This window comes from Candidatus Hepatobacter penaei (assembly GCF_000742475.1).
Lineage (GTDB): Bacteria > Pseudomonadota > Alphaproteobacteria > Holosporales > Hepatobacteraceae > Hepatobacter > Hepatobacter penaei.
Window position 1 is genome coordinate 15,817 of record NZ_JQAJ01000004.1, and the last position, 24,573, is coordinate 40,389.

Annotated in this window: 23 protein-coding genes and 1 tRNA gene; 6 read left to right on the forward strand and 18 right to left on the reverse strand. The window is 52.2% G+C overall.

Translation table 11 applies throughout. From position 1 onward, the window contains the following. Window positions 1-131: 131 nt before the first annotated feature. Window positions 132-968: a hypothetical protein gene (locus IG82_RS0105905; protein ID WP_156095422.1), complete on the forward strand. Its 837-nt coding sequence runs from the start codon at window positions 132-134 to the stop codon at window positions 966-968. Window positions 969-1,344: 376 nt separating this feature from the next. On the opposite strand, the gene ftsZ is transcribed toward IG82_RS0105905, so the two are convergent. From ftsZ to murB, 5 genes are all read right to left on the reverse strand, one after another. Next, on the reverse strand, window positions 1,345-2,805 hold the full coding sequence (ftsZ, locus tag IG82_RS0105915; protein ID WP_031934613.1) for a cell division protein FtsZ: 1,461 nt from the start codon (window positions 2,803-2,805) through the stop codon (window positions 1,345-1,347). Window positions 2,806-2,882: 77 nt separating this feature from the next. Continuing rightward, complete coding sequence (ftsA, locus tag IG82_RS0105920) at window positions 2,883-4,118, reverse strand: cell division protein FtsA (protein ID WP_031934614.1); 1,236 nt, start codon at window positions 4,116-4,118, stop codon at window positions 2,883-2,885. Between the two features lie 83 nt (window positions 4,119-4,201). Further along, window positions 4,202-4,966, reverse strand: coding sequence for a cell division protein FtsQ/DivIB (locus tag IG82_RS0105925; protein ID WP_082192099.1), 765 nt, complete (start codon window positions 4,964-4,966; stop codon window positions 4,202-4,204). A 4-nt stretch (window positions 4,967-4,970) separates the two neighbouring features. Continuing rightward, window positions 4,971-5,948, reverse strand: a complete 978-nt coding sequence (locus IG82_RS0105930; protein ID WP_052545765.1) for a D-alanine--D-alanine ligase — start codon at window positions 5,946-5,948, stop codon at window positions 4,971-4,973. Then, entirely contained in the window at window positions 5,945-6,877 is a 933-nt protein-coding gene (murB, locus tag IG82_RS0105935; protein ID WP_052545766.1) for a UDP-N-acetylmuramate dehydrogenase, read from the reverse strand. Before murB ends, IG82_RS0105930 begins: the two co-directional genes overlap by 4 nt. 272 nt (window positions 6,878-7,149) lie before the next feature. Between murB and IG82_RS0105940 the strand changes: the two genes are divergently transcribed. Then, a complete protein-coding gene (locus IG82_RS0105940; RefSeq protein ID WP_156095423.1) occupies window positions 7,150-7,431 on the forward strand; it encodes a hypothetical protein in 282 nt (93 codons plus the stop codon). A 114-nt stretch (window positions 7,432-7,545) separates the two neighbouring features. Beyond that, window positions 7,546-8,133, forward strand: coding sequence for a hypothetical protein (locus tag IG82_RS0105945; protein WP_156095424.1), 588 nt, complete (start codon window positions 7,546-7,548; stop codon window positions 8,131-8,133). 3 nt (window positions 8,134-8,136) lie between these two features. Here the strand turns inward: IG82_RS0105945 and sdhA are convergent, their stop codons facing one another. The 4 genes from sdhA to IG82_RS0105970 all read right to left on the reverse strand — a co-directional run bounded on the left by sdhA (window position 8,137) and on the right by IG82_RS0105970 (window position 12,886). Then, a complete protein-coding gene (gene sdhA / locus IG82_RS0105950; protein ID WP_031934620.1) occupies window positions 8,137-9,987 on the reverse strand; it encodes a succinate dehydrogenase flavoprotein subunit in 1,851 nt (616 codons plus the stop codon). Further along, window positions 9,984-10,328 carry a succinate dehydrogenase/fumarate reductase transmembrane subunit gene (locus tag IG82_RS0105955; RefSeq protein ID WP_031934621.1) on the reverse strand — a complete coding sequence of 115 codons (345 nt, stop codon included), beginning with the start codon at window positions 10,326-10,328 and terminating at the stop codon, window positions 9,984-9,986. The genes sdhA and IG82_RS0105955 overlap by 4 nt, the downstream gene beginning before the upstream one ends. After that, entirely contained in the window at window positions 10,318-10,683 is a 366-nt protein-coding gene (sdhC, locus tag IG82_RS0105960) for a succinate dehydrogenase, cytochrome b556 subunit (protein WP_052545767.1), read from the reverse strand. The genes IG82_RS0105955 and sdhC overlap by 11 nt, the downstream gene beginning before the upstream one ends. Window positions 10,684-10,831: 148 nt before the next feature. Next, window positions 10,832-12,886 carry a hypothetical protein gene (locus IG82_RS0105970; protein WP_031934623.1) on the reverse strand — a complete coding sequence of 685 codons (2,055 nt, stop codon included), beginning with the start codon at window positions 12,884-12,886 and terminating at the stop codon, window positions 10,832-10,834. A gap of 467 nt (window positions 12,887-13,353) precedes the next feature. On the opposite strand from IG82_RS0105970, the gene glmU reads away from it, so the two are divergent. Beyond that, a complete protein-coding gene (glmU, locus tag IG82_RS0105975; RefSeq protein ID WP_082192102.1) occupies window positions 13,354-14,688 on the forward strand; it encodes a bifunctional UDP-N-acetylglucosamine diphosphorylase/glucosamine-1-phosphate N-acetyltransferase GlmU in 1,335 nt (444 codons plus the stop codon). A gap of 25 nt (window positions 14,689-14,713) precedes the next feature. Further along, complete coding sequence (glmS, locus tag IG82_RS0105980) at window positions 14,714-16,540, forward strand: glutamine--fructose-6-phosphate transaminase (isomerizing) (RefSeq protein WP_031934625.1); 1,827 nt, start codon at window positions 14,714-14,716, stop codon at window positions 16,538-16,540. 71 nt (window positions 16,541-16,611) lie between these two features. Here the strand turns inward: glmS and IG82_RS0105985 are convergent, their stop codons facing one another. After that, window positions 16,612-17,343 carry a hypothetical protein gene (locus IG82_RS0105985; RefSeq protein WP_156095425.1) on the reverse strand — a complete coding sequence of 244 codons (732 nt, stop codon included), beginning with the start codon at window positions 17,341-17,343 and terminating at the stop codon, window positions 16,612-16,614. A 194-nt stretch (window positions 17,344-17,537) separates the two neighbouring features. Between IG82_RS0105985 and IG82_RS0105995 the strand changes: the two genes are divergently transcribed. Further along, window positions 17,538-17,623, forward strand: a tRNA-Leu gene (locus tag IG82_RS0105995). Between the two features lie 98 nt (window positions 17,624-17,721). On the opposite strand, the gene IG82_RS0106000 is transcribed toward IG82_RS0105995, so the two are convergent. The 8 genes from IG82_RS0106000 to IG82_RS06735 form a co-directional block, all read right to left on the reverse strand. Further along, window positions 17,722-18,117 (reverse strand): hypothetical protein, encoded by a 396-nt coding sequence (locus IG82_RS0106000; protein WP_156095426.1) that lies wholly within the window; start codon window positions 18,115-18,117, stop codon window positions 17,722-17,724. 92 nt (window positions 18,118-18,209) lie between these two features. Next, window positions 18,210-18,941, reverse strand: a complete 732-nt coding sequence (locus IG82_RS0106005) for a hypothetical protein (RefSeq protein ID WP_156095427.1) — start codon at window positions 18,939-18,941, stop codon at window positions 18,210-18,212. Window positions 18,942-19,018: 77 nt separating this feature from the next. Then, the gene (locus IG82_RS0106010) at window positions 19,019-20,086 is read right to left on the reverse strand and encodes a hypothetical protein (RefSeq protein ID WP_156095428.1); all 1,068 of its coding nucleotides are present in this window, start codon (window positions 20,084-20,086) and stop codon (window positions 19,019-19,021) included. A gap of 211 nt (window positions 20,087-20,297) precedes the next feature. Continuing rightward, window positions 20,298-20,747, reverse strand: a complete 450-nt coding sequence (locus tag IG82_RS0106015) for a hypothetical protein (RefSeq protein ID WP_031934630.1) — start codon at window positions 20,745-20,747, stop codon at window positions 20,298-20,300. A 66-nt stretch (window positions 20,748-20,813) separates the two neighbouring features. Beyond that, on the reverse strand, window positions 20,814-21,593 hold the full coding sequence (locus IG82_RS0106020; protein WP_031934631.1) for a hypothetical protein: 780 nt from the start codon (window positions 21,591-21,593) through the stop codon (window positions 20,814-20,816). A gap of 53 nt (window positions 21,594-21,646) precedes the next feature. After that, window positions 21,647-21,940 (reverse strand): hypothetical protein, encoded by a 294-nt coding sequence (locus IG82_RS0106025; protein WP_156095429.1) that lies wholly within the window; start codon window positions 21,938-21,940, stop codon window positions 21,647-21,649. Window positions 21,941-22,139: 199 nt separating this feature from the next. Then, the gene (locus IG82_RS0106030; RefSeq protein WP_216476174.1) at window positions 22,140-23,057 is read right to left on the reverse strand and encodes a hypothetical protein; all 918 of its coding nucleotides are present in this window, start codon (window positions 23,055-23,057) and stop codon (window positions 22,140-22,142) included. Between the two features lie 127 nt (window positions 23,058-23,184). Continuing rightward, on the reverse strand, window positions 23,185-24,573 hold a 1,389-nt coding region (locus IG82_RS06735), incomplete at its 5' end, for a coiled-coil domain-containing protein (protein WP_216476175.1).

Genomic DNA, 24,573 nt, shown 5'->3' on the forward strand with positions numbered 1-24,573 from the left:
TGTCGCCCCACGTGTTAGGCGCTTCTTACGCCCACGAAGGCTGGCCAGCCTCTTTTGACCCACAAAGCTCAGCAGCGTCACTTTGGCCTTCCAGCCTCTCTGCCCCCGCCACTGAACATAGTGCACACTCTGTGTCTGTAGCCCCTGTGTATGTTCCAACGAAACAGCCATCCGAAGTCTCTTACCCTCCCTCTTTCGCAATACCTTCCGCCCCTCCCCCTCCTTATCCCGGTCATGATGTTGCTTCAGATCGTGATGATGAGCAGGAAGGAGCAAAGCCAACCGGTCTTAACCCGAAGCTGTCTGAATACTTTTCTCTAGCATACGAGGACATGGGAATTCACTTTATTAATGAAGTTGGCAAACGCTTTATTCCGGCAAAAAGAGCCACTAGCGGACATTGTGAATATCCGATCAAAACAAAGGGGGTGCCTTTGCTTTTTAAGCACAGACACATAAGCTCTCTTTTTATAGAGGATGAAAACCTTTTCTTAACAAAAGGCTGCTTAACAAAAGGCTGTCCTAAGAGGGTCTCAATTTTTAGTTTTTCCCTTAGGAGTCTATCGTGCCCAGAAGACGTTTTTTCATCCCAAGACGATACACTCCTTAAGACATACGTTCAGGAGCATGTTTTCTCAGAACGCGATTCTTGGCGCCGTAATAGAGATCAACACCCCTTTGATGTTAAGACTAGTGATATAGGGAATGTCATGATAACCCTCTGGCACTATGATGTAGGCATCATCGCTGCCAACAGGCCCCTTGTTTTCTCTGATCCTCTTTACCCTGGGGATGATGTTAAATCAATGGGGATTCATGAGTATGCAAACATCACATATCATATCCCTTTTTTGATGAACGAGGTTACTGGAGAAACCAGAAAACTTGAGGGCAATGTTTACGCTCTTTCACCCTGCTTGAGAAAAAGGGGACTCACCAAGGAAATCAAGGCAAAGATAGGTCTGTAGGCCCCGAAGGGGGGGCATGCATAGACAAACAGGCCCTCGATGCCACGGAGACGGGCGGCGAAGGCGCGCCCGTGGTCCCCAGCCTTACTGTCCTGTCTTGCCCCTTCACCTTGGGTGTCCGGCGCCTTACTGATATGCTGAACAGGAACGTCTTTAAGGCAACCGTATGCTGACGTGCAGATATGTTGGATAGAGATGCCTTTGGAGGCAGGCAATCGATCAGCGATTACAAGATGTGCTGAATGAACAGGCTTTGGGAGGGTGTGCACCACCCCTCAGGCATGGATGTGTGAAGCGTAAATGTTGTGGGCGCCCAGGCGCTGGCCATCCTAAGGCACGGCGGCGCGCCCCTTTTTTTGTGAACGTTTGGAGAAGGTTAGCGTTTTTTCTGACGCATGAAGGCCGGCATATCGTCTTCATCCACGGCCATGTCTTGGGCAGGTTCTGCCCCACCAGAAGAAGGCGCAGGCGCCACCGGCGCGTCAGGCACAGCCGCCTCTTTTTTGGCGCTTTGACGACGCATGCCCAACCGCTCCAGCAAACTAAACGCGCGACGCTTGGTTTGGGACGCTTCAGGCGCTTCTGAGGCGGCGCCTTCTTCGCCCTCATCTGAAGGCCACGATGGGGAGGGCTTGTCTGCTAAAAAGTCTTTGCCAGCCTGGCCCCGCTGGCTGTCTTGAAACGGGATCAACTCTGAAAACAGGTCATGACTGCGGCCCAATTCTTCTTTTTTGTTGATGGACGAAAGGCCAGGGCGCACCTCTTCAGGAAGCTCTTCAGGCGCTTCCACAGGTGACGGACCAAAAGCATACATACCCTCATCTTCGCGCGCAGAGGTGATGGGCGGGCGGCTGGCATCCACCGGCTCATAGGCGTCTTTGTCCTTGGCATCAATGCCTGTGGCCACCACGGCCACGCGCAGCTCACCATCCAGCGCCTCATCAAACGTGGCCCCAAAAATAATGTTGGCGTTGGGATCCACCTCTTCACGCACGCGATTGGCAGCTTCCTCCACCTCAATCAAGGTCATGTCAGGGCCGCCTGTGATATTAATCAGCACAGCGCGGGCGCCCTTCATGGTGATATCGCTGTCTAACAGTGGGCAAGAAATGGCCTGCTCAGCTGCATCAATGGCGCGCCGCTCACCACCGGCTTGCCCTGTGCCCATCATCGCTTTGCCCTTCATCTCACGCATCACAGCGCAAATATCAGCAAAGTCGAGATTGATGAGGCCGTGTTTGATCATCAAATCTGTAAATGTACGCACGCCTGAATAGAGCACATCATCCGCCATGGCAAACGCGTCAGAAAACGTGGTTTGCTCGGTCACCAGACGAAAGAGGTTTTGGTTGGGAATCACCAACAACGTGTCCACGCACTGGCGCATCACCTCAATGCCTTCTTCGGCCGTTTGCATGCGCTTGGACCCTTCAAAATGAAACGGTCGGGTCACCACACCCACCGTCAAAATCCCAGCCTCTTGCGCCGCTTTGGCAATCACAGGCGCGCCACCTGTGCCCGTACCACCACCCATGCCGGCTGTAACAAAAATCATGTTAGAGCCCTTCAGGTGAGACAACACCTCATCCAAACTTTCCTCAGCTGAGGCGCGCCCCACATCTGGACGCGAGCCTGCACCCAAGCCTTGTGTGATTTCTAGACCCAGCTGCACCCTCACCTCGGCCTGCGATTCTTTGAGGGCCTGAGCGTCTGTGTTACATACCACAAAATTGACACCCTTAAGACCTGAGCGAACCATGTTGTTCACAGCGTTCGAGCCAGCCCCGCCCACACCGACAACGGTTAACTTAGGTGTTAAATCTTTCCCGTCTTTCATGAGCGTTTCCCTACCCTATTCTTTATGATCGCACACACGGCAACAAACCCAATCGATTGCTTTTGCTATCCACACTATCACAAATTTTCTCTGAACCAAGACATGATTTTTCCTAAAAAAGATCTTGTGTCAAACGTGGGTAACCATGCCCCGGGCGCCAGCGTGTCTTTTTGCGCCTCCATAAACCGCAACGTGCCTTGCAGCACCGAAAAATCAGGCGTGGTGGGCGCTGTGCCTTCCCGATTTTCTTCCTCAGCCATGCGTACAGATTTGCCCCAAAGATTTTGAATGAGCTCTTTAAGGCCAGCCAGCTGGCTCCCCCCCCCTGTCAGCACGCATCGTTGCATCCAAAATCCTGGCTTCTTGTGCGCTTGAATTTTGTTTTGAACGCCTGTAAGCATGGTGTCCACACGGGGATAGATGATGTCAAACAGACGCTCTCGCGACACATGGGCCATGGCTGTGTGGGTTTTGGCTCTATGACCGGCAAAAGAGGTGAGCGACCCTTTGCCCGCAAAACAGTGCCCTTGCAACACCTTAACGCGCTCTGCCTCCGTCAACCCGCAGTCCAAGCCATAGGCCAAATCACGGGTGATGTGCTCACCGCCTTGATCAATATGATCCATAAACATAAGAACGCCAGCCTTATACCCACTCATGGTCACGGTGCCACCGCCCATGTCCAGCAACACGGTACCCAATTGCTTTTCATCTTCAGTCAAGCAGGCAAACCCCGCCATATAAGGAGCAGCCACAAATGCCATCACCTCTAAGCGCGCCCGTTGTACAGCAACCAACAGGTTTTGCATCCATGCTTTTTGCGCACACACCACCAAAAAACGACACCACAAGCGTTTGCCCATCATAGAACGCGGATTTTCAATGCCGCCCTGCCCATCGAGCGCATAGATCTGGGGAATGATGTGGATCACGTGTAGGGTTTGGCCATCGATCTTTGATTTGACGGTTTCTTGCAGCCTTTTGATGTCTTCATCCGTGACATAGGTGCCCAGAAGGGCAATGTCCACCTCCTCCACAGACGTTGCCAACATAGATGGCGGCAAAGACAACACCCCGTAACGCACCCGCTCTTTTGACTGTTTTTCAGCGGCCTCAATCACCGACGCCAAGCATGACGAAAGCGCCAACAGATCCACCACACGCCCTGCCCGATATCCTTTGGACTCTTGATAGTGGGTGCCCAAAACCTTAGCTTTCCCATCACCATCCACACGCACAATCCAGCAGGCAGTTTTGCTTGTGCCCACATCCAAGACAGCCATCGGCAACAGGCGAGATAAGCGAGGTTTCATAGCAACGACAAGACCAAACAGAGGATGTCCCCATCATAGTGCATCCTGAAGGCGAACAAAAGGGGGGTATAACCCTTATGGCCTCAAGAAGATCTCTCAGGAGAGGAGGGTACAAAGGGCGTCACCATCACCCGGTCTTCAATCCGTAGGTCGATGCTGGCCGCTTTCTCCAGCGGCATCTTGCGGGCCAAACGCCGCAAACGCGTCAGGGCCTTCGTCAACGATCCGTGAGGCAAGCGCAGGATGAGCCCATCTTTGAGATGCACATCCCACCGACCCGAAGGCAGGTGGTGCAGCACGTGCACTTTCTTAGCAAGTGCAGGATCTGCCCGTTGCAACGATTGCCAAAAGGCAAACCCATGGCGCGGCGCCTCTTTTCCCACAAGCAGCACGAAGGATTGCCCCACAGGCAGCGGCGCATGAATCACCCGGCCTTGTGTGTCCAGAAGATGAAGGGCACTTCGTCGTTGCCACAGGGCAAACGGCACACGCTCTTGCACATGGATCATAATTTTTTCTGGAAAGGTGCGTTTCACGTCCACCGCTGCCACCCAAGGCAAGCGCGCAATGTTTTCCCGCACCTGCGCCAGATCCACAGACCACAGATCTTGCCCTAACCGCACGCCGCCGGCCCGCAACACGTCTTGCTTTGAGGTGTAGCCCAACCCCTTGATATCCAGCATCTTTATCACAAAATGGTGAGACGCAACGTGTCCAGCCCCTTGCGAAAGCTGATCCACCCAAAAGCGCCCGCATAAAAAACAAAGCGCGCCCAGTAAACAGGCCACACAGCCCGCGCCCCACAAACGGGCCACCAACAATGGACAAAGAGAAGCAGCTATTGGCATCGCGCTAGGCCCTTAACGCTTGGTCAAGCAAAAAGGTGATAACCTCTTCATATGACCACCCATAGACACGCGCAATGTCGGGCACAAGGGATATATCCGTAAACCCGGGCTGAGTGTTGGTTTCAAGGAAAAACACTTGATAGCCCACCGCGGCCTCGGGGTTATAGCGAAAATCTGTGCGCGTAATGCCCCGGCACCCCAGTGTGTGATGGGCACGCTCGGCCCAGGCATACATCACCTCTAACACCTCTGTGGGCACATCGGGGGGAATGATGTGCTGGGTCATGCCAGCAGTATATTTAGCTTCATAATCAAAAATGGGCCCCGGAAAACACAGCTCCACAGCACCCATGGCCTGCCCCGCAAACACGGCCACCTGAATCTCACGCCCGGGGATATAATCTTCCACCAGCACCTGCGGCCCAAATGACCACGACGACACAACGTTTTGCTTGTCTTGCGCCTTCTCCACCAAAAAAACCCCCACACTCGAGCCCTCCCCCAAAGGCTTGACCACATGGGGATAGGGCCAATCACACGCCGCATAGTCATCAAGCGAGAGCGTGCGCCCCGGCGGGCACATCACCCCTACCTCTTGCATCAAAAGGCGCGACAGCCCTTTATGCATGGCCACCACAGAAGCAGACACCCCTGAGAAAGTGTAGGGAATGCCCACAAGGGTTAACACGCCCTGCAGTGTGCCATCTTCCACCTCAAGGCCATGCAGGATATTAAAAATGATCTCAGGGCCCCGCCCCCCAAAGCTTTGCTCAATGCCCTCTAAAATAGCGCGCACATGACGCGGCGGATCTAAAGCCTCCACCTCATGGCCCAGGTTTCTAAGGGCCGTCTGTACGCCCTTTCCGCTGGCTAAGGACACCTCACGCTCAGAGGACCATCCCCCCTGAAGCACCAGCACACGAAAAGACCGATCAAGCACAGCTTTGGCAATGGTGCGCGGCGGCGTTAACGGTTGACTCATACGTGGCTCCCCAAACGAACGATTTCCCATGTTAACGCAACACCCGATGTTTTCTGAACCGCTTTTCTCACGTTTTCTCCCAACGCTTCAAGGTCACACGCCCGGGCGCCGCCTTTGTTGATCATAAAATTGCAATGATGGTGCGACATCTCGGCCTGCCCCACCTGGGCGCCGCGCATACCTGCCTTGTCAATCAGCTCCCACGCTTTCTGGGGCAACGGGTTTTTAAACGTGCTGCCGCCCGTGCGCCCCGAAGGCTGGGATGACCGTCTTTGGGCCGACAGGCCATCAATCACCTGGCGAATCTCTTCAGGCGGTTGGGGAGACACCTTAACCTGCCCGCTTAAAAAAAGAGTGCCCTCTGGCAACCCACACTGGCGATAGGCAAACCCCAGGTCAGCCGCCGGCAAGCGATGAATCTCCCCCTCAGGTGTCATGATGGTGGCCGAAACCAACACGTGGGCGATATCGCTTCCAAACGCGCCTGCATTCATGCGCAACGCCCCACCAAGGGTGCCTGGGATCGTATAAAGAAACTCAAGGCCGCCCAGGCCTTTCTCACACGCCACCTTGGCCAGCTTTTTATCCAGCACCTTGGCCCCTGCTTCCAACCTGTCAGGGGCGGGCTGTGTAATGGTGCCACAATCGGGGGGCAAAAAAAGCACGCACCCCTTCAAGCGACCATCACGAATCAACACGTTCGAGCCCGCACCCAAGGGAATATAGGGCCCAGGCACAGGCTTGGCCTTCATAAATGCTTGCAAGCCTTGGATAGAGGCGGGCTCAAAGACATAATCCGCCATGCCGCCCACACGAAACCACGTAAAGGGCGCCAAGGGCACATGGCGCCTCAGCCGGCCCCACGCTTCGGGCACAAGGGGGGTGCTGCCAACCTCAAAATCGGTGGTGTCATCGGTGGTGTTGATCACGTTGACGCCTCTCTCTTCCCCACGTTTTTCGGCCCTGCTTGCCTGAAACCGTAAAAGACATCGTGGCGTTTGTCAATTTATGCCCCCCTGCTTAGCTACGCCCTTGATACGCCCCTCATGGGCCTTGGGGAGCTACCACAATCCTAAGCGCTGCTGCACCACCGCCCCCGCCTGATTCTCTGTGCATACGTGAAAAACCCTTTGTTTTTGTTGGCATTTTGTCAAAAATGGTTTATTTAGATAATAAATATCACATCACTCATGGTTATTTTATGATGACAAGATTTTTACGCACAACTGCCCTCCTGACCTTAGGCGTGGCCTTGGAAAGCGCACGCCCCCTTTATGCACCCCAGCATCCGTGGTTGCATGATCAAGGGGTAGATTCTCAAGGCAGGGTGTATCGCCGCGACTTTGGTTCTTCCTTAGGGGAGCCAGCAACGCCTGCAGCGCTGTCTCCAGCGGCACTCAGGCCAATCGTTTGGTCTACAGATGGCCAACAGTCTGCCCCAAGCGATGCGCCTCCTGCCTACGTGCCCCGGTTTACGCAATAGATCCTACCCACGGATGCGCCTCCGCCCTATACACTCTCATTCCTGGGCAGGCTCATAAACACCCAACAACCCTGTGAGCTCACCATACAAACATATTCAAAGCGCAGGACCCTCATGTTGTCACCATCCCAAAATGAACAAGACAGTTCAAAAAATCTTGTCTGCCGCATCAGTGGCACAGATGCTTTGTGCGATGGGGGATGGAGGACAGAATTGGACACAGCGCAACACGCTGAGCTGCATGAAGCGCCCATAGATGACATGTTTGCAGCATTGACCACATGGTGTGAAGACAAAATATGTGGCGGAGAAAAGCTATATAGCCCCTTAGACGGGGAGAGAGATTATCTTCTCTATCTATCTGCGCCCCCCGGGAGCCAGGAATTATCAGACACGCTGCCCCCGGTTGAGGATCTGAAAAGCGATCTCATCACCGCGCTGTATGTGCATGAGCTGGACGTTTCTGCAGACTGGCTTGCCGCACTTTGTGACGTGATGCCTTCGTTAAAAACGTTGGCCACAAAAGAAGGGCGCCTGCCAGAAAGTCCTTTCCTTGACGCAGGTCACGCAGAGGTGTTCAAAAAGATCACCTTTTATCACACGTGTGAATGGTATCAGCTTTTGAACACACAAGCCTATAGGCTAGCACAAGCTGAGCAAGCCGGCACAGGCCCAGACGCTAAGGACGGCACCGCAAGCTAAGGGCTAGTAAACCCGCTTTTCTGGCGGGATGGGCGCGATGTCTTGAGAGGCGGGCGCCATCACCACGGGGCGCTTTTTAAACACCACGCGTCCCGCCACAAGCGGCACATCGAGCGCACAGTCTTGCCAGGGTTTATGTTTAGCCTTCGACGGGGCGAGCTGCGCCAAGGTGTGAGAAGGGGCATCATCACAGCGTTTGGGAAAGTCGGCCCGCGCGTGGGCGCCGCGGCTTTCTTGGCGATGCAACGCACTCTCAAGGGTGACGCGCGCCTGCAGCATCAGGTTATAGAGCTCGAGCAAATCCACAAGGTCGGTGTTCCAGATGAGCGATGTGTCGGTCAGCCCAATTTTGGGTAACAGATCCGCCACATGCTTAAGCGCCAACACACCTTTTTCTAGCGACTCTTTTGTGCGAAATACTGCGCCATATTCTTGCATCACCGATTGCATGCGCGCGCGCACATCGGCCACCTTCAGGGGGCCTTGTTGGCCTAAGCATCCATAAAAGCGATCCACGAGGGTGTCAAGGTCGGCCGCTTCGCTTGGGGGTACAGGCGTTTTGGGGGCCAAGGCGCCGATCAGAAAGTCAGAGGCGGCTTTGCCAAAGACAATCAAGTCAAGAAGCGAGTTGGTGCCCAGACGGTTGGCGCCATGCACAGAAATACACCCCGCTTCCCCCAAGGCCATAAGCCCCTGAATCACTTTGGGTTTTTGGGTCGCCGTAACGTCTATGACCTGACCATGAAGGGTGGTGGGGATGCCGCCCATGTTATAGTGAACGGTGGGGCACACAGGAATAGGCGCCGTGCGAGCATCGATGCCGGCGAAAATGCGCGCCGTTTCTAAAATGCCGGGCAACCGTGTCTCCAGCACATGGGGGTCGAGATGCTCCAGATGAAGCCAAACATGATCTTTTTGAGGACCCACGCCGCGACCTTCCGCCACCTCTTGCGCAATGGCCCGGCTCACCACATCGCGTGAGGCTAAATCCATGGCCTTGGGGGCATAGCGCATCATAAAACGCTCACCTTCCCCATTGGTGAGATAACCACCCTCGCCGCGGGCCCCTTCAGAAATCAAGCACCCCGCCCCATAAATACCTGTGGGGTGGAATTGGACAAATTCCATATCTTGCAGCGGCAACCCAGCCCTGAGCACCATGCCGCCCCCGTCCCCCGTGCATGTATAGGCCGACGTGGCCGAGGCATAGGCGCGACCATACCCACCCGTGGCTAACACAGTGTAGTGCGACGCAAAGGCATGCAGGTCGCCCGTCTCCAAACACCACGCCAACACCCCCCCACACGCAGGGCTTGCCTTTTCCTTGTGCATGATGAGATCCAGGGCAAAATATTCCACAAAGAACTGGACGCCATATTTCAGGCACTGTTGATAGAGGGTATGCAAAATGGCGTGACCTGTGCGATCTGCGGCGGCGCAAGCGCGTTTGGCCATGGCCTTACCGCGCCCCACAGTGTGCCCCCCGAAAGGGCGTTGATAAATGGTGCCGGCCTGGGTCCGCGAAAAGGGCACACCCATGTGCTCGAGCTCAATCACGGCCTCCTTGGCATGACGACACATATATTCAATGGCGTCTTGGTCGCCCAACCAATCACTACCTTTGACGGTGTCGTACATGTGATCTTGCCACGTATCCCCATCGCCCATGTTATCCAAAGCAGCACTGATGCCCCCTTGGGCGGCGGTTGTATGGCTGCGGGTGGGAAACACCTTGGTCACGCATGCCACACGCAGACCCGCGCGGGCCAAAGACAAAGCACTGCGCAGCCCTGCCCCGCCGGCGCCCACAATGACCACATCAACCGTGTGATGAATAAGAGATTTTCTGGTCATAAAAACGCCGTGATGGAGAGAATTTTTAAACAGGCCCCACCCCCCATGACCAGGCAGAGAAGACGTACGCACCAAATCAGACCAAAGCGCACATAAGGGTGGTGCACATAATCTTCAATGATCACCTCCATTGCCATCATGGCGTGAAGCACAAGGCACGCGGTGAAAAACAGCAACAGATAACCATCACTTGCCCTCAGCACATAGACATGGGAAAGCACATTGGGCGGAAACCCCCCCATCAACACGCGCACCAAAAAAAGTACACACGCCCCCAAAAAGGCAATAGAGAGATAGTGTTTCCACACCCACCGTTTCGTGCTGAGCTTATCAGAACTCATACCATAGATACCCCGCAACATATGCGCTTATCAAGACCCACACCACAATCATCGCCCATCCCCACACGGCGATGGCATTCAGGCTAAACCCTATCCCAAGGTCTAAAAGGATATGACGCACCACGCCCAGCATGTGGTATAAAACGATCACAAACACAAACCACAACAGCCAAATCCCCGGAAAAAACAGGACCTCATAAGGCAACACGTAATCTGTGCACAGTGCCCATGACCACCCCAGGGCCAAAACAAAAAGGAAAACTTCCGACGCGCGGTGAGTGATGGAAAGAAAAGACGTCAGCTGCAGTTTATAAATCTGCAAATGAGGTGACAGAGGGCGATGCGTCTTATGCACAACACCTCCCCCCTGGCCATTCACGCCCTTGATGATCTTGTGGTGCTACCCAGATCCAGCTCATCCACCCGCTCACCCTTGCGCTCCCAGGCCATTTGTCTCATCCAAGCAGTCTAAAGAAAACACAACCGCTTATCAAGCACAGACCTCAGGCATCGTCACATGTATCCTCCTTATAAAGACGACCAATTTCTGATATCATCCACGCCCGGATGCTGGCATTGGCAAAAAACAACCCAACCGTACCCGCCACGGCCACCACTGGATAAAGATTATGCTTCACTTTGAAAAAGTTCATCAGCGACAGATGTAGATAATCTTTATTGGCGTTCAACCAACCGGCAAAACTTTGAATGCTCAATTTGTATTCAATCTGATCCAGGTGGGGTAACACCGAAAAATCCTTGACATTGCTAAAAGCTGTATCATTAATGCGGATAAAGCGAAGCTGTTGAAGGTTGGAGAGAACCGCCGAATCGTTGATGTTGGACCCACTTAAATCAAGCCACTCAAGTGCCACAAATTTATTGGACCAACACAACCGCTCATCCCACCCTGTGACGGCATCCAGGGTTTTGCTAATCTGAGCTTGTAGCAACGACTCAAAAAAATTCGATGTCACAGGCATACCGGCAAAATCGATGGCCGTTAAGTGATTGGGACCAAAAAACTCAACCTGCACATAACGACTTTTACACGGAATGGTGGCAAAAATTTTCTGTGTCCGCTCTTCAAGTTTAGAGGCAATGCCGCTGTTATCAAACAAAAGGGGATGGTGGTCTGCGGGGATAGGTGTCTCCCCATCAATGATCTTGGAAAACAACGGGCCACAAAGCACCTTGCGAGGCGTAATTTCCGCATTAAGTCCTGGGTATAAATGCGTAACAGCCTCATAGCTTGACACATACAGTTTGGGGTCATAGGAAAGTTTTAAGAAACTTAGCGCCTGAAAATTTTTAAAACACAAGACCTCTTCGTCATCTAAGGGCAGGGCGCCCTTGTTATCAATCCAAAGATGTGTCGCATGTTCAAACAGGGGAAAAAGGGCATGAGACACGGGATATCCAAGGTCATAGAGCTCAACAGTCCGTACATGTTGCCAAAAACGTTTCTGTAAAAAATCACTTGAAAACACCCATCGTGGCTGCGACCGCTCACCATATTTTTGAATCAGGGACAACCAATCCGTGGCAGGCACCTCTGCAGGCGTTTTTGAGACGCCAGAACACATATCAGGAATATCTCTCACCATAGAACTTGGCAGAAACATCTGGGGGTGAGGTAACCCTGACACCACAGAAAGACGTTTTTTCGTCAGTCGACCCGCACCACCTGAAGCTGCGCTTGGATAACTCTTTGTGGATGATGTGCGTCTTTGAAAAAGAGTGGCCGCCCTCGAGAGAAAGTTTCTCTTACGATAGTCCGGGATAAGGCAGGGTCTGGAAGGCTGCCTCTCTCCCCTAAAAGAAGATGTGCGAGAGCAGGAAGAAGTATTGTCAATATCAGGCTCGTCAGGGATGGTGATTGCCACCGACTCTCGAGATTTTTCCAGAGTTTGATCCCCATCTTCTTTTGCTAGCTGTGTCTTGCTTGTAAGCGCACACGCCTCATCTAAGAAGGCTTCCTCTTCATCATCTTCAAGGATGGGAGAACACGAATGCAGCCTCTCTTGACGTGAAAGTTGTGCCGTTCTTAACAAAGGGTGATGTGGTTTCTGGTGCTGGATGCAAGGAGAATCCGGCGGCCTTATCAGCATATCGTCACGTAATTCCCGAAAAAGACGACAGATATTCGTCTTTTGCGTGGTCTCTATGAAGACATCGCGCGTTTTGCGAAAAAGGTTCATTTTATTCTCAATGCGGTCCACCGTATCCTGATTATCCACCGTCAGCCTGATCCAAGAAATATCTGAATGCTCTTTCAGGACGAAAGACATTTTTTCAAAAAGGGTGCGTGTCGATTCATACTCACCCCACACAATGCATGAAATCTTCACGTCAAAATCAGGGTGATGGTGTTCCTCACAAAGCCGCCGCCGAGCACGCATGGCATCATCGCCGTTGTGGGTGCAGATAATCATATTCAAGATAGGTTCATCGGGGTTTGGAAGCTCAAACCGATCACGCGTGGCGAAAGCATTTTGAACCGCCAGCATGAAGGAAAAAAAGAAAAACAATTGCACTTTTAAGCTGTTTTTTTTCATAAGACATCACCTTTCTGTTTCCATGTGTAGCCAAGGTTATGTGTAAAAAAGATGCTTTTTTAAATTGTTTTTAGTTAAATATTTAAATAAATTAAGCAAAAATTTTAAATTAAAGGTACCTATGTAGGCGAAGCTATGCATCCTCGATGCGTATGAAAACGATCTGCAAAAAAAAGAATGACCGCACGTCAGGAAAGAAACGCGCCACACACATAAGCAGGGTGCCCTGATTATTAGCCTCATTGTTTTAAGTCTTTCTGATGCTCACGGCGCCCTATGTAAACGACACTTATTTATAAGTGTGAGATGCCATCACGGCGCGAAAGCTCTTGTGTGAATCATCCCCATCACTTTTTTCAAAACCCTGCTAAGAAGCCTTGCTCTAGCCAGCCTTTGAAAGTGCAGCACCCCGATCTGATGTTTCCTTTTGACGCAGACGAGAACTTGATGATACAAGATCTTAATGGATGTTCTTTCTGTTGCTGATGCCTCAAGATTGTTCTGCCAGTATTGTGATTTTGGCTGCGGGGCAGAGTCGGCGCTTTTTATCTAAAAAAAGTAAGGTACTGCATCCACTCAGCGGTGCGGCCCTTTTACAACACAGCCTCGATACCGCCACCGCCTGGGACCCGTTAGAGATTGTGGTGGTGGCCTCACCCCTCCTGGCTCAAGATTCTTCGTTTTCAAAGCTTATCAAGGCCTACCCCCATGCGCGCGTGGCCATACAACACAAGCCTCGCGGTACGGCCGATGCCCTGAGGTGTGCTTTTGAGGAGGCCCCGCCTTTGGGTAAATCGGTGATGGTGCTGCTGGGGGATGTGCCTTTGCTCACCGCTTCAACGCTCAAGTCATGTCAAGACCATGCCCATACTCATCAAGCCGACATATGCGTCATGACGCTCACCCCAGAAGACCCCACAGGCTATGGCCGTTGCATTGTGGATGACCAAGAAAGACTTGTGCGCATTGTGGAAGACAAAGACGCTACCCCTGATGAGCGCACAGTGTCTCTGTGTAATAGCGGTATTTGGTGGATGACGTCAGATGTTCTCTCTCGTGTCAAAAAACTGGCGCCCTCCCCCACCACTGGTGAGCTTTACCTGACAGATGTGGTTCAACATGCTTCTGTTGAGGGCAAAATCTGCACTTTTTTTGCAGGACCTCACGATGAATTATTGGGCATCAACACGCGGGCCGACTTGATGAACGCAGAACATCTTTCTCAGCAACGTCTTAGACACAAAGCACTTGCGCAAGGCGTGACGCTTTATGACATGGCCACCACATTTTTCTCTTATGACACATGTGTGGCCGCTGATGTCACGATTGAGCCGTTTGTCTTTATAGGGCCGGGCGTCACCCTTGACGAAGGAGTGACGGTGCATGCCCACACCGTGATCAGCCATGCTCATATTCAAAAGAACGCCTCTGTGGGGCCTTTTGCCTCGATTTCTCAGCAAACGGTGCTTGAAGAATCTGCCGTGCTGGGAAGTTTTGTGGAAGGAAAACGCCTGCATATGAAAAAAGGGGCCAAGGCCAAGCACCTCAGTTATCTGGGCGACGCTGTGGTGGGCGAACACGTTAACGTGGGCGCAGGGTGTGTCACGTGCAATTATGACGGCACACATAAACACACCACCACCATTGGGTCTCACACTTTTGTTGGGGCTAACACCTCCCTCATCGCACCGTTGGTGATTGGAGAGCACAGTGTGGTGGGCGCCGGCAGTGTCATCACAGACGATGTGCCGACCAAAAACCTTGCCTTAGGGCGTGGCCGCCAAGTAAATAAACAAAAATGAACAATGTGAAGGAAGAACGCCTGCCATGTGTGGTATTTTAGGTATTGTCAGCAAGAGCACGGTTGCCCACAAACTGCTTCAAGGGCTTCACCGACTTGAATATCGGGGATATGACTCGGCCGGTATGGCTTTTTGGGCGCCTGAAGGACTTGTACGTGTCCGCGCCATTGGCCGCGTCGGCAGCCTTGAAGAGACATGGAAACAAAACCCCTTGGATAGTTCCGCAGGCATTGCCCACACAAGGTGGGCCACCCACGGTGACGTCACCTTGGCCAACACCCATCCTCACGGCAATGCGCGAGTGTGCATCATTCAAAATGGCATTGTCGAAAATATGGCGCAGCTCAAAGAAGAGGCCAAAGAATGGGGCGCAACCTTCACCACCACCAGTGACGCCGAACTTTTTGCGCTCTATCTTGATCGTGCCTTCACGCAAACCCCACCCACCCACGACACCGTTTCGCACCAAGTCCGACAAGCCCTTGCCTCATTTGAAGGGTCTTTTGCCATTGTGGTGATAGCGCATGGTCTTAAAGACACGCTGGTGGCCCTGAGGCAAGGCAACAGCCCCCTCGCTGTGGGGCGAAGTCAAGACCAGATGTCGTGCGGTTCTGATGCTGTCGCACTCTCTGGTGTGGCAGACGAGATTGCTTATTTAGAAGACGGCGACATAGCCGTTCTCACCCCTGCGCGCGTAACCATCACCAGCAAAGCAGGTTCGAAAAACCCTGTTTGGGAAGAAAACACCGTCAAACCCGAATCGTTTCACAAAGGTGACCATGCACACTTTATGCACAAGGAAATGCATGAGCAGTATCAAATGTTGAAAAATCTCAGCGCACATATGGATGATATCTCTGGGCACTCTTACGAAGCGACGCTGTGGCGCGCGCTTCCTTTTGTCCGTGTTGCTGCCTGCGGCACGGCCCTTTATGCAGCCCACATGGCTGCTTTTTGGTTTGAAACATGGGCAGCGCTGCCCACCATTGTGGATATTGCCTCAGAGGTACGTCAAAAAATTGTGCATGGCCAAGACAAGGGCTTATCTCTTTTTATCTCACAATCCGGTGAAACAGCGGACACCCTGGCAGCATTACGGCATGCACAAGAACATGGGCAACACACCCTGGCTGTTTTGAATGTCCCGCAAACCAGTATGAGCCGTCTGGCCGATAAAACTATCCTCACCTATGCCGGCCCAGAAGTGGGCGTGGCTTCTACCAAGGCTTTTGTGGCTCAATTATGGGCCCTGATGCATCTGGCCTTTGACGCCGGGGTGAAGCGGGGGATCCTCGACAAGGACCACGCTGATAAGCTGCGCCAAACCATGAAGACGTTGCCTGAGGCCATCCACCAAACCCTGGCCTGTGAGGCGGATATTCAAGAAAAAGCCAAGAGGTTGGTGACGGCACGTTCTGTATTATATCTGGGGCGCGGACCGTTTTACCCCCTGGCCCTTGAGGGTGCGTTGAAGCTCAAAGAAATTTCCTATATCCACGCTGAAGGCTATGCAGCAGGTGAAATCAAGCATGGCCCCATTGCCATGATTGAGCCAGGCATTCCTGTGGTGATACTGGCACCCTCAGGCGCCTTTTTAGAAAAAACCATCTCAGCCATTCACGAGTTGTCTGCCCGTGGCGCCGATATCCTCATCCTCACCGACCCCCACGGCAAGAAGGCCCTTGAGGCCACCAAGCAAAAAGCCATCATCGTGCTTCCCGACGTGCCCGAGATGCTCACCCCCTTTACACAAACCGTGGCATTGCAATTGCTTGCCTATCATGTGGCCTGCCTGAGAGGGCAAGACGTGGATCGCCCCCGCAATTTGGCCAAATCTGTCACGGTGGAATAGGCCAGTTTCACAGGCATGCCTATGGACGACACACCCCCTCTTCCCATGCGCTGCCCGTTATAGGCACAACCTCACACCGGCGCAGGCTCTTTCCCCTTGATCTCACACAAGCTAGGTAAACGGTCCAACACCTGTTGTTTGGGCGCAAAAAATTTTGCCTCAGCCTCTTCTCTGGCCTGTTCGAACAAACGCTGCGCCCGGGCGTGTCGATAAGCATCACTGCTGCGCACATCACCCACAAAGGAGTCCCAGACCTTTTTGTGCTCAGCCATCAGAGTTTCCACCTCGCGGGCCTCTTTTTTCAATTTTTCACAGGCAAGTTTCACCTTCACACGCAACCCGTCACGCTCGTTCATCACATCACTTTTTTGATCATGTTTTCTCTTATCTCGAGGCAAAAGATCCAGCCTGTCTTGCATATGTCCTGCCCTGATCTCGGCACCGTCCAGCAATCGGCGCATCACAAGCGCTTCTCCAAACCCTGACATAAAACGGGTAAAGGCTTTATCCAGGGCAAGGCTAGGCTGGCCATGAATCAGCGTGAATAGATAAAGATCCACATAACGCTGCCAGGCTTGTCTGTCCGTGTTGCTTTTCATATGCCGCGCTGTCCATGGCCCCGGCTCATAACGTCGATAATCAGGAAGCGTCTTCTCTTCATAAAGCGATGAAAGCGCTTGTCCATACGCCTTCTCGCCCAAAGATAGAGACGCCTTGAGAGGTTCCCCAGAAAGCGGCGCCCCTTGAGATGCATGGCACACCACCGCGGCCACCGCCACCAACCCCGCCAGGGCAACACACACACACAAAGCTCTTTTTATGCTCACCACACTCATACCACGCACACTCACATACCCCCTGTTAATTTTGCCTTTATAAGACAAATTTTTGATGAACAGACGGGGACAAGGGCATGCCTTTTTTCTTTTTGATCCCTTGATTTTTTAGGCGCAAAGGCTTTACGCCCTGTCTGAAAATTGGTTACCCTAAAGCGTGTGCCCGCTTGGTGGAACCGGTAGACACAACAGACTTAAAATCTGTCGGCCTTTGGCTGTGCCAGTTCGAGTCTGGCAGCGGGCACCACCTTGGCGCACCTAAATCCACCGTCTTAGACCTTCTTCATGTGTGCGCCAGATGCAGAGAACCTGGGCGCCCATCTTATGCTGGCCATTGGGGAATGACTATTTCAGGGGTGACGATGCGTCAGAGTGGCTAAAATACACAAAGTTTTCTTTGGCGTGCAAAAAAGCGTCCTGTGCCTTCCATAAATCTTTGAGTGAATCATACAAACTGTGCGCCACAGAAGCACCCTTCATTTTGAGAGCCTGCGTCTTGTTTCCCCCCTGATGCGCGTGATCGTTTGCCTTATGCCCGCCAGCTTTAAGATCATGCTTAAGCAAAGCTTGGGCAGATTGAATATACGCCGCCATCTTTTTCTGCCAAACCACAACCTGCCCCCGCATGTGCTTAAGATGGACAACGGTCCGTTTCAGCTCTTCTTCTGCTGCCTTTGTCTCCGAGGTATCGTTGGCACCCACCCAGCCAACAAAACTCATCACCATGATTCCCAAAGCCATGATTGACAAACCTGCCCCTGGTGTCCTTCGTATGCATTTCATAGATCCTCCTTGCTCACAGTCTTGGCCCATAATGTACCAAGGGCCCTTTTTTATGATTGGCTTGCGCCGGGTTTGACATTTTTGGACGTGCGATTGGCACTTTGTATATCTTTTTGCCATGCTTTATCCAGCTTATTTAGGGCGTCAATATCTTCATGAAGCATACGCCGAATATCCTCGGTTTCCTTAAGCGCATTGCTAACATCCTGTGCAAGGCTGGGCTTTGTGGTCCGCACGGCTTGTAAGGTCTTCTGGCGCTTTAAGGTATCATCGTGCGCACTTATCAGCAGGGCTTTCACCTTCTGGATCTCTTGACGCGCTAAGTTAAGAGACGCCCGTTCTTCAGATAATGAAGCAGTTGCTTTGTGGGAAACACGCCGCTCCTGAGAGGCTTTGGTTGTTATAGGCACGGCCCGAGGTTGAGATGGGGATGAAGGCGCTGCCATGGGCGCATGTTGACCTGATTTGACCTTACGGCCCCCCTTTTCTGCCAAAGCCTTCGTGGGAGGGGTAGACACACCCACACGTGAAGATGAACCGGATCTTGCTGAAGGCGTAACCGCCAGAGTGTGGTGATCTTGCTGCATGTTGTGCCCGCTCTGCCCCTTGGGCTTGGTCGTGTGATGCCCGATGTTCCACTTCCCGGAGACCTGCGCGCTTGTATGCACCCCAGGCGTTTTTGCCACAGGATTTGCGACAGGAGTTTTTTGATTGGCGCCATAAACAGGCGGCAAAAACCCCATACACAACCACAACATCCACACCTGGCTTATCCACTTCATACCCTGCCTCATTTTTCTATGACAACATAAATTTTATCTAAAAAAGACATTAATAAGCAAGATGTATCTAGATTTTTTTAATAGCTGCTTGGTGCCTCTTTTGCTACCTTACTGTCTGCCGGCGTTTCGATCTTGTCTTGCGAAAGTGACGGTGTGTTGTCATCGCTTAGAACTGAAGGGACATCTAAGGCCACGTTTCGTGAAGATAGCTGCTTTTTTTCCATAAAACCTGAAGCATCCTCCCCTACCCCCACCTCTTCTGAGGTATCTGATGTGCTACCCGGGGACACGCGCCGCAGTTCAGCAAATACCGTTTCCTCAGCTTTGGGAAGTGCTGTTTGCGGGAGCACATCTTCTTGATCTGCGGATGACCTTTCGTCCGCATCTGGGGGTGACGATGCACGTTCACCAGCGAGCAAATACCTTTCCTCTTCAGATGAAGAAGAGAGCTCATCATCTGCATGATACGGCGTTGCTGATGCTTGGTGCGATACCGTCAGAGAGACCTCTTCTGGGGCGCCAGTATGAGTCACCACAGTCACAGAGAGATGAGAGGATAACCCTTCACCTTCACGCAAACCAGGGAGACGTTCTTCTTGTCCAACAGCGGCGGGTGCCCGACGTTCATATGTCTCCTGCGCGTCTGAGGGGGCAGGGTCCCAAGGCAAACAATAAGACATTAAGCTGCTGTGATGAAACCGTGCCCACAACCGCTGCCACCATGATCCCTCCTCCTGCACAGACACCGGCGAACCCTCAGCTGAACCCATGGGTGGGAGGGGCGCATCTTCCTCAGGGGGATGCAGCTCACCGGTTGGCACGTAATGGGCATGCAGCTCGAGATCTAGGCGTGGGGGCACTGTCAAGTGACAGGAGCACGGAGAAATACGGGCCAGACAGTCCATTTTTTCGGTATCGGTCATATTATCTGGCCTGCTCTCTAGCATATGGCCTGACCTATGCGCTGATGATGAGGGCGCGGGCCCATCGCCCGCCGACGGGGAAACAAAATGCTGTCCTTCCTCGCACCACACCAACGACCCTTGCGACGTCACCCGCACATCCAAGGTCTCCCCACTGGTGGAGACCTCTGACGCTTCCATACCCACCGTCACATCTGTCACCAACACACATATTGCCCCCATACAGGCACCTTTTATCATGCGTATCACCATAATGTGAAAGCTCCCACCATTATGTCCTGTTTTTTCTCTCAAGAGGTGCGGCCCAGCCACGTGCATGCTGAAAAACCTATAAAAGATATTTTTACCCTGAGATCCTGCCATAATTTTCTTAAGATATTATTTTAAGACATTTTTTTATATAAAAGAATGCATTAGGGCACAAAATAATATCTCAGTAAGATTTTTTGGGCAGCTTTCTTTTTTTCACAGGCTGTGCCGGAGATAACATGGGTTGTGCGGGTGATAACAGGGGCTGTGCGGGTGACAGCGCCTGCTTCGCCTTCTTGACTTCAAGAGGTTGCGCCGGGGATAACAGGGGCTGTGCAGGTGATAACATAGGCTGTGCGGAAGACGTTTTTCGCCTTTCGTCTAATCCTTTTCGATAACCAGTTTTATACCCATGATTGTAATGTGTTAAAGCGGTTTTATTTCCCCTGGTTGCGGGCTTCAGGGTAGCTCCCCCAACCCCGTCTTGATATCCCTTTTTCCTTCCCTCGTCATAAGTCAGCACCTTGGGCGCATCCTTTTCAAAGGATATATCTTTTTCGGGCAGGGCCCATACTTTTGAACTCAACACCGTCACACTGGCGGCACACACCATCATCCATACTCTTAACTTCATACCTCACACTCCTTAACCTTGACATCCTAAAAAAAACACACCTACACCCGCAGCCAACACACACAATCAGCGACGACCTGATCCAGAAAACTCTCCTTCCTTTTTTTCGATTGATGTTACTTTGCTCAAAGGGTTGTTTATGAACAATTTCAGTTTTTTCTGTTTTTCCTCAGCCTCTTTGCGCCGCTGTTGTGCATTGGCAAGCTTTTCTTGAGTGGCTGCCTGCTCCTCGAAACGCACCATCTTTTTTTCCTGGCGATGCACCCTAACGTCTTGTTTTTTCACCTTCCCCACGTCACGTTTGGCTTGAGACACCCCTTTTTGAGAAGCTTTATACCGATCCTTCACGATGTCGCGCGTGTTCCGCTTGAGCTGATCTTCAAGCACCTTGATATCTTCCAAGCGCTGATCATAGGCTTCCTGAAGCGTTTGTTTTTCTGCCGTCAGCGCGTCAAGAGATGCATGCAGGGCCGCCACTTCCCTGCCATGATGATGGTGTTGCTGATGAATAGTTTGCTTCAACTCATGCACCATGTGTTCTGCGCGCCGTAAGGATTCTTTATCACGACGTCGCTCTTGATCATGGTTTTCCTTTGTCTCCATTAATTCGTCCTTATAATGTTCCAAAAGCTCTTCCCACGCATAACGCAGCTTGGCTGTTTCGCCTTGGTGGACGGCGGGCATCTGGTTAAGAAGCGCCGCTTGGCGCGCAATTTCTTGCTCATAAAGGGCAATCTTAGGGTCCTCTGGCTTCACTTTCTTGCTCCCTTTAAACCAGGAGGCTTCTACGTCACCCCATGCAAGAACGCACATAAGACACACAGACAAACGAATATATGTTTTCATCACACCACCTCTTAGCTAACACGTGTTTCATTGCATACCCCTCTTTGCGCCCCCTAAGGAGAGCGGGATTGCCCCCCCTTAGAAGGCCTCGCCTTGCGGTGCAGCCACGGCGCGCGAGCCTCTTTAGGCAAAGGGCGGGCATAGCGCGGCAAGGGATGACCATAATGCAGCTTGCCATACACCTTTGGCCGCACCCCCGGACCCTGCGACGCCTTGGATGGTGAGGAGGTTTTGGGTCCTGTGTGCCTTGAGTTTGTGTATTGTGAAGCGGGGGTGGTCATGCCTGTGTCTGCAGGGCCCTGCGCGCGCGCGGTCGCACCGCCACCAAGCCCCATCACGACCCCCAACAACGCGACCCTTACCAGTGCGACCCTTACCAGTGCGACCCTTACCAGCGCGACCTTTATCTTTATGCTGTCACCTCTCATAATACACTCCTTGATAACCACCGCGCAGGCCGCCTCCCTTTGTGTTGAGAACATCCAAACACCCCATCGCCATTACCTGGGGCATCATCGCCGCAACGGCTGCAACTCACTCAGCAACCTATCTCCTTGCTGCAGAAATTGCCCCTGCACGCCATGATTCATGATCGGCCCTTAAACTGGCAACGGCCTTATGTATCTGTTCAATCTCCCCTGCCAGTTCTTTGATATCTTCGCTTTGTTCCCTTATAATCTCCTGCTTGCGTGCTAAAGCGTCTTTATGGACTTTTTCACCTTTCCTTTTTTCTTCGGCAAATCGTCTTTCCCTTTGATCAGCCTCAGCCAAAAGCTCTCTTACTATCTCTTCTAACTGGGCATTAGCTTGTTCTTGACGCTCAATCTCCCGCTCCCGATCTTTTATTTCGTTCTCTCTAACTTCCAGTGCATGTGCATGTGCCTCATCTTTTCTCGCTAAGGCTTGTTGATGGTTTCGTTCAGCTGCTGCAGCCTCTTCCTGAAGTCGATCTATCTCTTTTTCCTTTACCTTCACTTTTTCTTTGGCTCTATCAAGTAATTGCGTGAGGATTGCATTGTTCTTTTTGGCGCTCTCTTCCTCCTTCTTGACCTTGTTAGTCGACGCTGCCAATGCCTTATCCATCCGCGCCAATTTTTGCTCTGCTTCAGTGTAATGGCCATGCATAGTATCAGACATCCTACCCTGAGCATGTATGCTTGATGAGGAAAGAGGGGGGGCAGGGTGCCCTGTGCCTAAATGAATATCACCAGACTCTTCTTGAGTCGGATGATTGACTAAATGGTCTTCTGTTGCCTCTTCTTTTTGCTGCTCAGCAGCTTCTTTGCCTTTACGATAACCGGTTTTATACCCATGATTGTAATGTGTTAAAGCGGTTTTATTTCCCCTGGTTGCGAGCTTCCGGGAAGCTCCCCCAACCCCGTCTTGATATCCCTTTTCCCTTCCCTCCTCATAAGTCAGCACCTTGGGCGCATCTCTTTCAGAGGATATATCTTTTTCGGGCATGGCCCATACCTTTGAACTCAACACCGTCACACTGACGGCACACACCATCATCCACAACCCTAACTTCATAATCTACACTCCTGACAATAGCAACCAATCCTATAACCCTGCTCAAATTTCATGTTATCTAGGCCTTGTTTGCACTTTTCTTCATCATTTCTTGAGCTTTGGCATGAGCTTTTCCAGCACGTTCTTCAAGGTGATCCAGCCCAGACCCTACAGCATCCTCAATCTCATCGGCATTACTGAGCGCAGCATCTCGGGTTTCCAGCATCTCACTATGTTCTTTTTTCAATTGTTTATTTTTTTCCTCAGCCTCTTTGCGGCGTTTTTGTTCTTCCTTAATCTGGGAAGTGCTCTTTCTTAAATGCACCAACAGCGCTTCTGCCTCTTCATCTTTCTTCTTCAGCTGGTTATCTTGCTGCTTAAGCTTTTCTTGAGTGGCTGCATGCGCAACGCGTTCTTTCTTAAGCGCTTGTTCAATCTGGCTGTAAGTCGTCTTTGTGAGCCTAGCTTGCTGTTTAAGCCTTGCCTCCAGATCGGCGATTTTGGCCGCAGCCTCTTTGGCATCATGCGCATGACCTTCACGAAGGTCTTCTTTCTCACCCGTTAACCTCGCTATTTCCTTCTGTGCTTCCTCCAAATCTTCATTTGTTTCACCTTGGATGCGGACAAGCTCTGCATGATCTTCCTTCAATCTTTCGTGTTCTCCCTTAACCTTTGCTAAGGCCACGCGGGCCTTTGCCAGCTCTGCCTGCAGCTTGTCATTGTCTTCATCAAGCCTTCGCTTTTCTTGTTTTGTAAGGAGATGCTTTTTGATCAGGGCTTGCTCACGCGCGTTGGCGTTCTCTAAACGCTTTTTATAGGCAGCTTGAAGCTCCTCCCATTTCTGATCATACGTCCTTAATGTGTCCTCTGACATGGCCCTTCCGCGGGTCTGTTCTTCCTTTTCATGCCTTAATTTCTGTATGTACGTTTTCAGGGCTTCCATCTCCTCTTGATGCTCTCTTGCCATTTCTTCTACATATTCCTGGCTCCTATCCATCGCTGCCTGGTGGTTCTGTGCTTGGGCTGCCATCTCTTGCTGGTGGAGCCGTGCTTGGTAACGCAAGGCGTAATCTCCCTGGGGACCTATTCCTGCAGCGGCGGCAGAATCTTCTAAGGCTGATGGCCCAAAAAGGGCGCGTTGGGCACGTGGCCGGGTGGTGACAGCACGGGTGGCTCCTCTTTCCGGCGTTGGGGCCCCAGTCGCGCGATGGGGTCTCCTGGGAGGCCCGGTCATGGGGCCATGGGGCACGATGCGATGTTCGTCTTCTTGATGAAGGGGCCCAGCGGCGGCAGGGCGAGATCTGGAAACAGGATGGACACGACGAGCTGCAGGAACAGCGCGAGCAGCGGCGGCAGGGTATGGGGCATAACGAGCGGCGCGGTTGCTGCGTTTATGCCCTTTGGCTCTTTTGGCATCGAGATAATCTTGCGTACCAAAGCCGGCATAGGCCTCAAGCGTGTGGAAAGA